The organism is Actinoplanes sp. NPDC051343 (assembly GCF_044455125.1).
Classification (GTDB): Bacteria; Actinomycetota; Actinomycetes; order Mycobacteriales; family Micromonosporaceae; genus Actinoplanes.
On the sequence record NZ_JBITEL010000040.1, the window covers coordinates 1 to 11,961 of the forward strand.

Annotated in this window: 8 protein-coding genes and 3 pseudogenes; 5 read left to right on the forward strand and 6 right to left on the reverse strand. The window is 67.1% G+C overall.

All coding sequences use genetic code 11. The features are described 5' to 3' along the window. Nucleotides 1-303 precede the first annotated feature (303 nt). Nucleotides 304-3,714 carry an AMP-binding protein gene (locus tag ACIA5C_RS48400; RefSeq protein WP_396068129.1) on the reverse strand — a complete coding sequence of 1,137 codons (3,411 nt, stop codon included), beginning with the start codon at nt 3,712-3,714 and terminating at the stop codon, nt 304-306. Nucleotides 3,715-4,110: 396 nt separating this feature from the next. Between ACIA5C_RS48400 and ACIA5C_RS48405 the strand changes: the two genes are divergently transcribed. Next, complete coding sequence (locus ACIA5C_RS48405; RefSeq protein ID WP_396068131.1) at nt 4,111-4,296, forward strand: hypothetical protein; 186 nt, start codon at nt 4,111-4,113, stop codon at nt 4,294-4,296. 150 nt (nt 4,297-4,446) lie between these two features. Here ACIA5C_RS48405 and ACIA5C_RS48410 read toward each other — a convergent pair whose 3' ends face one another. From ACIA5C_RS48410 to ACIA5C_RS48420, 3 genes and pseudogenes are all read right to left on the reverse strand, one after another. Beyond that, complete coding sequence (locus tag ACIA5C_RS48410) at nt 4,447-4,746, reverse strand: hypothetical protein (RefSeq protein ID WP_396068133.1); 300 nt, start codon at nt 4,744-4,746, stop codon at nt 4,447-4,449. 83 nt (nt 4,747-4,829) lie between these two features. Further along, nucleotides 4,830-5,105 (reverse strand): hypothetical protein, encoded by a 276-nt coding sequence (locus ACIA5C_RS48415; protein WP_396068135.1) that lies wholly within the window; start codon nt 5,103-5,105, stop codon nt 4,830-4,832. A gap of 541 nt (nt 5,106-5,646) precedes the next feature. Then, nucleotides 5,647-6,361: pseudogene (locus ACIA5C_RS48420) on the reverse strand (transposase family protein). A 270-nt stretch (nt 6,362-6,631) separates the two neighbouring features. Here ACIA5C_RS48420 and ACIA5C_RS48425 point away from each other — a divergent pair. The 3 genes and pseudogenes from ACIA5C_RS48425 to ACIA5C_RS48435 all read left to right on the forward strand — a co-directional run. Next, a pseudogene (locus tag ACIA5C_RS48425) lies at nt 6,632-6,907 on the forward strand (cation acetate symporter); the annotation flags it as partial. Nucleotides 6,908-6,995: 88 nt separating this feature from the next. After that, nucleotides 6,996-7,943: a hypothetical protein gene (locus ACIA5C_RS48430; RefSeq protein WP_396068137.1), complete on the forward strand. Its 948-nt coding sequence runs from the start codon at nt 6,996-6,998 to the stop codon at nt 7,941-7,943. Between the two features lie 494 nt (nt 7,944-8,437). Continuing rightward, nucleotides 8,438-8,872 (forward strand): annotated as a pseudogene (locus ACIA5C_RS48435) (transposase family protein); the annotation flags it as partial. 134 nt (nt 8,873-9,006) lie between these two features. Here ACIA5C_RS48435 and ACIA5C_RS48440 read toward each other — a convergent pair. Then, entirely contained in the window at nt 9,007-9,864 is an 858-nt protein-coding gene (locus tag ACIA5C_RS48440; protein ID WP_396068139.1) for an IS5 family transposase, read from the reverse strand. A 244-nt stretch (nt 9,865-10,108) separates the two neighbouring features. On the opposite strand from ACIA5C_RS48440, the gene ACIA5C_RS48445 reads away from it, so the two are divergent. Next, nucleotides 10,109-11,347: an IS701 family transposase gene (locus ACIA5C_RS48445; protein WP_396068143.1), complete on the forward strand. Its 1,239-nt coding sequence runs from the start codon at nt 10,109-10,111 to the stop codon at nt 11,345-11,347. A 320-nt stretch (nt 11,348-11,667) separates the two neighbouring features. Here ACIA5C_RS48445 and ACIA5C_RS48450 read toward each other — a convergent pair. Further along, nucleotides 11,668-11,961 (reverse strand): DUF2218 domain-containing protein (locus ACIA5C_RS48450; protein ID WP_396068141.1); only part of this gene is annotated, 294 nt, incomplete at its 5' end.

Below are 11,961 nucleotides of genomic sequence, written 5' to 3' on the forward strand. Positions count from 1 at the left end.
CCAGATGCATGGCCGAGCCGGATTCACCCTCCTCCGCCACCGGATCCTCCTCAACTGAGATCACCCACGGTCACCACCGAAAGAGCGCCAGAGCCTCGCTAACGGTGTTTCCGGCGTCTTCGGTTATGAGGTTTCGGCGGCTGGGAACCGGTCGCCGAGGGTGATCGAGAAGGCGTTGAGGGCGCAGGACGAGGTCGAACGGCCGGCTGCCTGAATCTCACCTTCGACGACAAGGCCCCGAAGCCTGCTCGACGAGTTCGCCGCCTAACGCGACGTCTGACGGACCGGGATGTCCGTGCCCTTTCAAACCAGGTGGTAGAGCTCATTTCGGAACCGGGTCATCCACTGATCGATCTCCACTCCGGTCCACCACAGTCGCCGGGGTGAGTATGCCCAGACGATGCGGGTCGTGCCGCCGACGACCGCGCATTCGACGTAGAGCGGCGGTTGCCGCACGCCGGTCCCGGAGTCCCACAGGTCACCGATGGCGGCCGCACTCAGAGAGAAGAGGCCGCTGCGGCTCCGCGTCGGCATTTCGCCCTGGAAGTTGAACCAGAGCGTCGGAGCCGGGGCCTGGCGGATGCTCTCTCGCAGGTCCGAATCATTGTTCAGATACTTGAGACTGTCGAACGACAGACCGGCGGACGGGACACCGGCAAGCCGTTTGCCTACCGCGGTCAGCGTCTCGGCGGGGCTCTGGGACCGGCTGTCCTCGAAGGCCAGCGGGAAGGTGCAGTGCAGATCGCCGACCGTCCGCGAGAGATCGAGGCCGTGCACCGCTGTCTGTCTCCCCGAGGCGGAGAGCTCGACCACGAGACGCCCGCAGCTCCATTGGCGCTGAGCGGTCCGCACCAGCGCCGTGAGCAGGGTGGTGGCGAGCGGTGCGCGGCCAGCGTCCGGCCCGGTCATCCGTACGTTGCAGAGCTCGCGCGTCTCGTCCGGCGGCAGGCTCTGGCGGGCGGTGGCCAGGTCCTCCGTCTGCACGCCGGGATGCGCCAGCGGGGCGTAGGTAGCCGGTGGTGGCACTGCGAGCTGATTAAGCCAAAACTCCAGATCTCCCTTCGCGCCCTGTCGGGCGAAGTTGTTCATCCAGCTGGAGAACGCCTCGAAGCGCGCCGATGTGCGGGCCAGGTGCAGGGCTTCGCCGTGTTCGTCCAACCCGCAGAGCTGGTCCAGGTCATCCAGGAGGATGCGCAGCGTGACCCTGTCCATGACGAGGTGGTTGACCGCGATGAACAGGCGTTGCCTGGAACCGGTCGCGATCAGAAGGAGGCGCATCAGCGGGCCGTGCTCGACGTTGACGCGGCGGTGCTGCTCGCTGAGGAGCGGCGGGAGCGCGTCGGGCCGGTCCACCGTGACCGATTCGACGGCGAAACTGCCCTCGATGTCGCCGTAGCGCTGGGCGAATCGGCCGTCGTCCCGACGCAACCGCAGGCGCAGCGCCTCGTGCCGGGCCACCAGCGCGGACGCGGCTCGACGGAGGCGGTCCGGGGTGAGCCGCCGATGGACGTCGAGGATGACCGTACGGGTCGACCCGTCCCATTGCCCCAGCTCCAAAGCGTGCCGCTGCCCGGCGCTGAACGGGACGTCACCGGTGTGCGGAGTCTCGCCCGGCTCGGGGGGCGCCGACTCGAAGTGCTGTACCAGCGAGATCGCCATCGCCCGCAGGGTCGAGTCGTTGCCGAAGCTTGCCGGCGGGATCCGCGCTCCGGTCCGATTCTCGACGCGCTGGGCCAGATCGATCAACCCGAGCGAATCGAGGCCGATGTCGAGGAGCGGCCGATCCACCGATACGTCGTTCGGGTCGATCAGTTGCAGCACCTCCGCGACTTCGGTCTGCAGCAGCCGGAGCACGTACTCCGGCTCGCCGCCCGGGCCGGCCCGGGGCATCGTCTTCCGCGTCGGCCTGTGTTGTCCCGAGATCGCCGACGAATGCAGCGAGCCGACCGTCCACTGGTGCCTGCTTTGTGTGCGCCGCACCTTTCCGCTGGTCGTCTTCGGAATGCTGTCCGGCCTCATCAGCAGGACCTCATGACACTGCACCCCGCAGTGCGAGGTCACCGCGGCCCGGATCGCCGAGGCCGCGCGGTCCAGCGGGATCGGATCCCTGGTCCGCAGGACCTTCTTGCGCAGCTCGGCCGCCACCACGACCCGCTCGACGCCGTCGACCCGCACTCCGAAGGCGACCGCGTTGCCCGGCCGCAGGATCGGATCGGCCGCCACCACCGCCGCTTCCAGATCCTGCGGATGAATGTTGCGGCCGCCGACGATGATGAGGTCCTTGAGGCGGCCGCAGAGGAACACCTCGCCGTCGTCGCCGATCACCCCGAGATCACCGGTACGCAGGAAACGCCGCCCGTCGTCCGGGTCGTTCCCGGTCGCCGGGCGCGCGGCGAAGACGGCCGCGTTCTCCTGCTCGGTCCGTCCCCAGTAACCGCTCGACACGCTGGGACTGGAGATCCACAGCTCACCGACGGCGTAGGGTGGCCGCGGCCGCCGGGTCACGGGGTCGACGGCGATCACCGAAACACCCCACTCCGCGTCAGGCACGCCGCTGCCCACGAGCGTCAACGCGGGTGCGCCCGGAGCCGGCGCGACGATCACGCCGTCACGATCCAGCAGGGCCCGATCCCCGTGGAGCAACGTCGGCTTCCGGCCGACCCGACCGCAGACGAACAGCACGGCCTCGGCCATGCCGTAGACATTGCCGAACGACGCCGGGTCGAAGCCCATCCGGCTGAACGCGGCTTCGAAGCGGTCCATCGTGGCGACCAGCATCGGCTCACCGCCCTGCAAGGTGGCGCGGACCGACGAGAGGTCGAACGAGTCGCCGTCGCGCAGACCGCGCAACACGTAGTCATAGCCGAAGTTCGGCCCAGCGATGTGCGTGCCGCGGTAGCGATCGATCGCCTCGAGCCAGAGACGCGGGGCGGCCAGGAAGGTCATCGAGGAGAAGGCGATGCAGCGCGCCCCGGTATACATGGCGTTGAGGATCCCGCCGGCCAGCCCCATGTCGTGGAACAACGGCACCCAGCCGACGAGCACCGACTCGCTGTCGACCCGGGTGTTGCGCGCGATCAGCTCGAGATTGTGCGTCAGATTCCGGTGCCGCACGACGACGCCCCTGGGCTCCGACGTCGAGCCGGAGGTGTACTGCAGGTACACGACGTCGTCTGGGCCGAACCGGGCGGCCGCGCGGGCCAGCCGGGCCGCGGCCGCCTCCGGATCGGCGCGTTTGACGCGATTGGACAGCAGCCAGGCGAGTTCGGGCCAGCTCGACGTCTCGCGGCCGCGCCAACGGCCCGCCACGCCCTCGCGTACCGACGCCAGCGCAGAAAGCGCGCGGTATTTCGCATGCGTGAGGGCGACGCGTGCGCCGCTGTCCTCAGCGATGTGCCGGAGCTTGGGCAGCTCCCGATCGAGGTGCCGCGGGTCGGGGCTGGCCACCGGGACCGCGATCGCGCCGAGGAGCATGCACCCGAAGAAGCTCGCGACGAACTCCAGACCATCGGGCGGGAAGATGAGCAGCACGCGATCGCCGGGCGCGACCCCCGCCGCCTGCAGGAAATCGGCGATGCCGGCCGCCCGCCGCACGACCTCCTGGCAGTCGACCGCGTCGATCTCCTTCCCGTGGCGATCGAGAAACGTGTAGAGGGGCGCCCCGGGAGCGGCGTCGAGGCGGTCGGCCATGATGGTCAGCAGGCTCGCGGACATCCGGGACTCCGATGGATGGGGAGTGACTCGCTCGGACGCTACACCCGTCATCCCGGCGGGGGCCGGTCCCGCTGTGGAAAGCGTCCGACCGTACCGTCGTTCCAACCGGCCGGCCCCCTCGGGCGCTGCGCCCGCTGCCGGCCACGGCCGTCCGGCTGAATCCGTCCGGCCCGCACGGCTCGTGGCAGACGCGCCACGCGGGTCGAAGAACTCCGCGACGATCTCTCCGCCGGCTGGCTCGATCAGGTTGCGAGCCCGTGAGAGCTGCCAGGCCTTGGATGCCTGCGGCTTTTGTTGGTCCTCGGTTGAAACGTCTCGAGCTACACGGACGCGCCTATAGACGATTCGGCGCCGGTCGCCGTAACCCATTGAGATCGCTAGGTGGCGGGCCGGTCGGTGCTGGCGCTGTCCGCCGCGGGCGGCGGTTCCAATCAGGTCCGAGCCGTCGATCTGGGCACCGGCACGGTCCTCTCGGATCGTTCGCTGTTGCGCTACGAGGAGCATGAGGCCCTGGCGCTGGGCGTCGGCTATGGCGGGCTATCGATGCGGTGGCACAGCCGCTTCGGGTCAGGACACATGTAGGCGAGCAATCGCTGTCCTTCCCCGGCACCCAGTCTCTTACGTCCCTGCACTCGCTGTATCGCTGGACTTCGCCTAACCGCGCCGGATGAGCGGCACGATGAGAGATTCGCCGATTTCGCTGGGCACGCTTGGAGGAACCGCCCGGACACGTTAACCCACACCAAAGTCATTCACGTTTGCTGGATGGTTTTGGTGGGGGCTCTTCGCTGCCCGCCGCGGCTGCGGGATCGGCAGCACGAACTGACCGCTGGGTTGTTCCGTCGGGGTCGGCTCGGATTCTGGTTCCGCGGCTCCGGTGTCGAGGGTGATGGCCACCGGTGTGCAGACGATCGTGATACCCCGCTCGCGTAGCTGACGGGCGAGTTCGGTCACGGTGATGCTGGCAGCATCAGAGTCGATCAGACGGACCAGTTGGATCGTGGCCTGCTCGATCAGCCGGTCCTGCCGCACGACAGCGTCTTCGGATGCTCGAGGTGGACGTCGCTCGCGCTCGTGCGACCGTGCCGGCCTCGGTACCGAGCCCGGCCGTGCGCTCAGTGGCCTTCTGCTCGCCGGCCACAGAGTCCGCAGATCACCAGACCGGTCAGCTGGTACCGGTCGAGGTTCGCGTCGTCCGGCACCGCGAGTGCGCTGATCTGCTGGGCCCGCGGGAACGTTTCCTCGCGGACCAGCGCCGGATGCGCGCCGGGCGGGGAGATCACCCACAGATCCCGCGGGTTCCAGCCTCGCGTCGGCTTGCACCCGGCCGGGCGGCTGCTCTTGTCGCCCGGCCGCAGCTCGTGATGGTCGATGCTTTGGCGCCGCCACACCTGAGTGCGGCGGCGAAGACTGCGCTTGACGTATCCGGCCTTGGCTTCTGGCCCGAGAGGGATTCCGTGTCAGCTCTTGGCGTGCAACGCCGCGATGATCGAGGCGGGACTGCGCCCGTGCTCCGACACCTCGTGACCGTTGTTGTGGGCGCACTCGCGGATCGCCTGATCCTGATCGCGGCTCGCCTAGCTTGGGGCTGCCGCGGTACGTCCGCTCGCGCTGAGTGTTCCTGCCCCTGTCGAGGCGAGACGTTCGGCGTCGCTGCCGACTTTGCCGTGACCGCCTTGGGTAGGCCGCTGGACCATCGTTGACCTACGTTGCCTCACTGACGGCACTCTTTGCGTCTGTCTACAACGGCTTGAAGGTCGGCCACAGCCGCCGCGAGCGCATGAATTGTGCAAGATGGCGCGGCGAGACAAGCTCCCCGGATAACGGAAAGTAGTACTACCAGGCGCCCCGACCTTCCCGAGTAGCCGATGAGCGGACGTCACGATGGATGATCGTTGGAGTGATACCGGAATCCTATTCAGTGAGCCATTTTCATCCTGTGTAGCGGTTGGCCTCGACGTGGTGCAGGACGAGGATGGCCTGCACGATCGCGGTCGCGCGCCGTGGGCAGCAGCGCAGTTTGGCTAGGATCTTCCAGGTCTTGAGCGTGGCGATCGCGCGCTCACCGCGGGCGCGGATCTTCGCGTGCGCCCGGTTGACTGCCTTCTGACGGCGTGACAGCTTCGGCCGGAAGCCGCTTGAACGGGGTGCGCACGCTACCGCGGGCATCCTGGTAGCCCTTATCGGCGAAGGTCATCACGTCGGCGCTGGTCAGCGCCTCGATGACGCCGTGAGCGCGGGCAGCGGTCAGGTCGTGAGTCGCGCCGGGCAGCGCTGGTGAGGCCCACACCAGCCGGCCGACGGCATCGGCGATGACCTGCACGTTGACGCCGTGACGCTTGTGTTTGCCGGAGTAGTAGGGCTTCTGGTCGGCGACCCGGTCGATCGGGATCAGCGTGCCGTCCAGGATCGCGTAGGCCAAGGTGCGGATGCGCCGCATGGCGGTTTCCAGGTCCTCGGCGCCAGCGCTGAGCAGGGCGATCACTTCTTGGACGTAGCGCCAGGCGGTGGTGACGCCGATCTCGAAGCCCGCTGCGAGGCGGGTGTAAGTGTCGCCGTTGCGTAGGTGGGCCAGGGCGAGCAGGGCCTGGCGGCCCGGGTTCAGTCGCCGCCATCGGGATTTGCGCTGCTGGCGATGGCCGCGGATGCGGTCGGCGAGGTGGTTCAGGGTCCGGCTGGACAACGAGATCGTGGACGGGTAGGACAGCATGGCGAGGCTCCCGGTCGGGGCATCGGGTTCTGGTCGATTTGCTGTCCTATCTGGAGCCTTGCCCGCATCGATCAGCACCCCCGCCGACCCGGACTGACCTGCAAGATCAGGTTGGAAAGGTTCAGTACAGATTGGACCCTCCGGGCCCGTGCTGAGGCGCGGGCCCTGATCGTGCTGTCGGCCCGAACGGCGCCGGTAAGACCACGACGCATCTGGTGGCGCGGGCTCACGGACACCGGGGCGGCCTCGAACGTGCCGACCGGTGGCGGCGCCGCGATGACCGCGGTGCTGGTCACGGTGTTCGGGCCGACGCTGTCCGGCTGGCAGACCGAGCTGCTCGCGCAGCCGGCCGTGTGGACGGTGCCGCTCGCGTTCACGGTGATGGTGGTGGGCTCACTGCTGACCCGCGGCCGGGTGCCCGCGGACGTGGGCGCGACGATGCTGGGGCTGGACGCCCCGGGAGTCGCGTTAAAGAAGCTTTAAGGAACGCTTGCTCAGCGTCATGAACTGCTGCCACATCATTGCTCGTATATCTCGGCACAAGCAGTACCGAGACGAAGAGGAGCCGTGCATGCATCGACGCGGAATCAGCAGCCGGACGCGCAAGCTGGTGATTGGAGGTGCCGCCGCAGCGCTGCTCGGCTCGGCGCTCGCGGTCGGCACGGGGATGAGCCAGGCCGCCGAACAGGGCAACGCCGGAGCCAGCTCCGGTAACATTAACGCTTTGGTGCCGGCGCTGGGTTTCAGCCCGGGCAATCCGAACGCGACGGCCGACCGCGTGGGCCCTACCGGGGTGAAAGTTCCCGGTCGCTGCCCACCCACTCAAGCCCAGGTGAACGCGCAGGTAGCGCTCAAGAATGCGAACTTTCCGAGTGGAACGGACCTTGAAAGCCGCATCCAACGTTTTGAGAAAACCTTGTCGGCGATTCAAGACTTGAAATGCCCCGCATCTTCCACGACTTTGCTGGGCCGCTTGAATTCCTTGACCGCGCTGCGCGGAAACGCGAACCGCGATAACATCCTGCGTGGTTTGGGTTTGAACGAAACGCCAGCGGATAAAGCCGCCGCCACAGGATCCGGTGACGCGGCCGCGAGTGGAGCGACGGGGAACGCCGGAGCCAGCTCCGGTAACATTAACGCTTTGGTGCCGGCGCTGGGTTTCAGCCCGGGCAATCCGAACGCGACGGCCGACCGCGTGGGCCCTACCGGGGTGAAAGTTCCCGGTCGCTGCCCACCCACTCAAGCCCAGGTGAACGCGCAGGTAGCGCTCAAGAATGCGAACTTTCCGAGTGGAACGGACCTTGAAAGCCGCATCCAACGTTTTGAGAAAACCTTGTCGGCGATTCAAGACTTGAAATGCCCCGCATCTTCCACGACTTTGCTGGGCCGCTTGAATTCCTTGACCGCGCTGCGCGGAAACGCGAACCGCGATAACATCCTGCGTGGTTTGGGTTTGAACGAAACGCCAGCGGATAAAGCCGCGGGGAATGCGGCGCCGCAAAACGCGCCAGCGAAATAAGCGGCTTGCAGAGCGGCGCCGCGGACAACGGCAACCTGATCCTTCGCGGATCCTGATCCACCGCACGGAACCGCCTCGCCGGAGGCCCTCGCACCACGGGGGGTCTCCGGCGCGTCCGTGTGTGGGCCATGCGCGCGGTGATCTTCGGCTACTTCGGCACGCTGACCGACCCCGGCGCTGAGGAGTATCGCGAGCCCCTCGCGCACCGTACCGGCGAGCTGCTCGGCGGCTGCCGGCCACGGTTCTGGGAGGCGCTGGCCGGGAGCTTCGGCGAGCGCACCATCGGGGTCCACGGCGGGACGGAGAGCACGCTGAGGGCGGTGGCGCTTTCCTGCGGAGCGAACCCGTCATCCACCCAGCTCCCCGTCGCGCTCGCGCATCACCGGAGCGGTCATGCCCGCCTCCGCAAGCCGCGGCACCATGCGCTCGGCGTCCTGGCGGAACTCCGGCGGCGGGGGTTCCGGCAGGAAAGAGCCGAGTGCCGGGTACGCGGTCCCTACTACTCAGGAAAGCATCGCCGGCACGGCGTGAACGTGCAGGTCATCGCGGATCCGGTAGGTCGGCTCATCTGGGCATCGCCCGCGCTGCCCGGCGGAGTTCACGACCTGACCGCGGCTCGCACCCACGCCGTCATCGACGCTCTGACCAGGGGGAAGGTGGTGACCTTCGCCGACAAGGCGTACCAAGGTGCCCGAGGCAGTATCCGGAACCCGTTCAAACGTCACCGCTACCGGCCGAAACTCACCCCGTGGGAGAAGAAGGTCAACCGCGCCCACGCCCGCATCCGCGGCATCGGCGAACGCGCCAACGCCACCCTCAAAGTTGGGAAAGTCCTGACCAGGCTGCGCTGCAGCCCGCACCGAGCGACTCCGATCGTGCAGGCCATCCTCGTCCTGCACCACGTCGAGAACCCGGCCCACGCAGGATGAAAAGGGCTCAGTACACAGCAACCATCGACGTCGGCGCGTCTGCACGAGTCAGTCGCAAGGCGCCAACGACTACGGTCAGTCACCGCGAGAGCGGAGTGCGGTGTCCGGATCTTAAGTGAGTGTTTGAGATGGGGTCATGGCCAGGTGAAGGTGCGGCGGGTCTGACGGCGGGCGGGGTGTCCGCGGGTGATCCGGCGGGCCATGCCGGCGATGGCGGCCCAGCGGATGATGGCCTCGGAGACTTCAGGCTGGCGTTCGTAGTCGCGGGCCAGCCGCCGGTTGGCGGTCAGCCACGCCAAAGTCCTTTCAACGACCCACCGGCGCGGCTGCACGGCGAACCCTCGCTGGTCGGCGGGTTTACGCACGATCTCGACGGTGGTTCTGAGGGTGTCGCGGGCCCAGTCGACGAACCGACCGGCGAACCCGGAGTCGGCGAAAACGTACCGGACCGGGCTGCTCAGATACACGCCTAGTAGAGCGGTCTTACCGCCGTCACGGTCCTGCCACGAGGCGGCCAGCACGGCGACGGTGATCAGCAGCCCGGCGGTGTCGGTGACGATGAACCGCTTCCTGCCGTTGATCTTTTTACCCGCGTCGTAGCCACGCGAGTCTCTGCCGACAGTGTCGGCGCCCTTGACGCTCTGGGAGTCCAGGACCCCGACCGACGGCTCAGGCTCACGGCCCTGCGCGATAAGGGCCTTGATTCGCAACGCGGCAAGCAGTTTCTCCGTGACACCGGCTTCTTCCCATCGGGTGAAGTACCAGTACACCGTCTGCCACGGCGGCAGATCCGCGGGCAGATACCGCCACGGGCAGCCCGAGCGAACCAGGTAGAGGATCGCATTGACGATCTCGCGCCGCGGGTGTTTCTCCGGCCGGCCGGCCGCGCTCGGCTCCGGCAGCAGGTCCTTGACCAGGTCCCACTGGGCGTCACTCGGATCAGACGGGTAGCACGGCGCGAAGACACCGCGCCACCTTGCCCGACCCGCCAACCACCGTCACGACACCACACCATCCACATAAGAACTTCTCAAACACTCACTCAGTGCTACAGCTGCGCCGACACCTAGTACTCCAGCAGGAGATCTGTTCTGAGCTGCGGTGACGGTGTGGTTTTGTCCGTGGACGGCAAGCAGCCACCGCTGAGTCTCGAGGTTTGTGTGGACCCAAGATTCGGCGGTGGCTGCCGCTTACAGAGTAGATGCCCAGCGATGGGCTGAGCTGTTCGAGACGTTGATGGACACGATCGAGGCACGCTTCGCCCGGCCGGAACCGCGGCAGCGGGTCCGAGACTTCGTGGCCGGGCTGTTGGCGCCACTGCCGGTCAAGAACTGCTGGACGATCGCCGAACACGCCGGCGACAACGGTCCCGGCGGCATGCAGGACCTGATTGGCCGGGCGTCTTGGGACGACGCGCTGGTCCGTGCTGACATCCGCGGGTTCGTCGCGGCTCGGCTCGGGCATCCGGACGGGGTTCTGGTGGTCGATGAGACCGGAGATCTGAAGAAAGGCGTCCACACCGTCGGGGTCCAGCGGCAGTACTCCGGCACCGCCGGGAAGATCGAGAACTGCCAGCTCGCCGTGCACCTGTCCTATGCGGCACCGGCCGGGCACACCCTGCTCGACGTGGCCCTCTACCTGCCGAAATCCTGGACCGATGACCCACAACGACGTGCCGAGGCAGCAGTGCCCGACACCGTCGGCTTCGCCACCAAGCCACAGCTGGCGCGCCGGCTGATCGAGACCGCGCTGGCCGGTGGACTGCCCTGCCGGTGGGTCACCGGCGACGAAGCTTACGGCGGCGACCCACGCCTGGCCGCTACGCTTCGCGGGCACCGGCTCGGCTACGTCCTGGCGGTCGCGTGCTCGCACCATGTCCCGACCGGACTCGGCGTCTTGCGCGCCGACCGGCTCGCCGCCGGTCTGCCGAAGCAAGCGTGGCAGCGGCTTTCCGCCGGCGAGGGTGCGAAAGGATTTCGTTACTACGACTGGGCCTTCATCACCCTGCCGCAGGCCGTCGACCAGCACGAAGGCCACCACTGGCTTTTGGTCCGCCGCAACCGCAACACCAGCGAGCTGGCCTTCTACCGCTGCTGGTCACCCGAACCCGTTGCCCTGCAACAACTCGTCGCGGTCGCCGGCCGTCGCTGGAGCATCGAGCAATCGTTCCAGGCCACCAAAACCGGCCTCGGTCTCGACCAGCATCAGCACCGCCGTTGGAAAGCTTGGCACCGTTGGACCACGCTGGTCATCGCCGCTCATGCGTTCCTCGCCGTCGCTGCCACGCTCAGCACCGAAAGCCCGGACGGGCTGATCGCGGTCACCGTCAACGAACTACGCCGACTGTTCCACACCCTGATCCTCGAACCGGCACGACGCGTCTGCGACGTCATCGCCTGGTCCATCTTCCGGCGCAGGCACCAAGATTCGGCCAAGGCCAGTCACTACGACCGGCAAGCCCTCACCGAACCCTAAAACGGATCTCCTGCTGGAGTACTAGCAGGCTTCGACGGCTGATCCGGGTCGCATCGGACGCTTCGATCTCTTTGTCGGCACTCACAGAATGACCTCCACATTGAGATGAGAAGGGCGTTCGGCGGCCATGCGGCTGATAAAAGAAAGCTACCGCCAAAACTTATTGAACGCCACTGCCGCAGCGATATTCGCTATTGGCTATGCGTAAGGCAATCATATCGATCCGACTTTATACTGATGCGCGATTGCATTTATCTGATGATGGAAAATGCGGCAGGTGCGGCACAGTTAAGGGACAGGAATCGCACAGTCCTACCAACTCAGTCTTCGGACCTGCGCTGTTCGGTGCCCGGCGTGCCGTCGCTGCGCTGCCAGGTGACGACCAGTTCGTCCCGGGTACCGAACCGGACCAGATGCCGTCCGATCACGTCCTCGAGCCGGGCGACGTCGTCATCCGCCGGCACCATGAGCCGCAGAATGAGGGCATTGTCGGTCGTGGCCAGGTCGAGGTGTCCGCCACTCAGTGAGTGTTTGAGAGTGGTGTCGCACGGCGTGTCCCTGCGATGGGCACGATCACCGGGAAGCTCTCGGGGTGGAGCGTGAACGGCGGTATC

Excerpts from the sequence above, each read along its gene's own strand:
- ACIA5C_RS48400 (WP_396068129.1), bottom strand. The coding sequence starts at position 3,714 with ATGTCCGCGAGCCTGCTGACCATCATGGCCGACCGCCTCGACGCCGCT.
- ACIA5C_RS48430 (WP_396068137.1), top strand. The coding sequence starts at position 6,996 with ATGCATCGACGCGGAATCAGCAGCCGGACGCGCAAGCTGGTGATTGGA.
- ACIA5C_RS48445 (WP_396068143.1), top strand. The coding sequence starts at position 10,109 with ATGGACACGATCGAGGCACGCTTCGCCCGGCCGGAACCGCGGCAGCGG.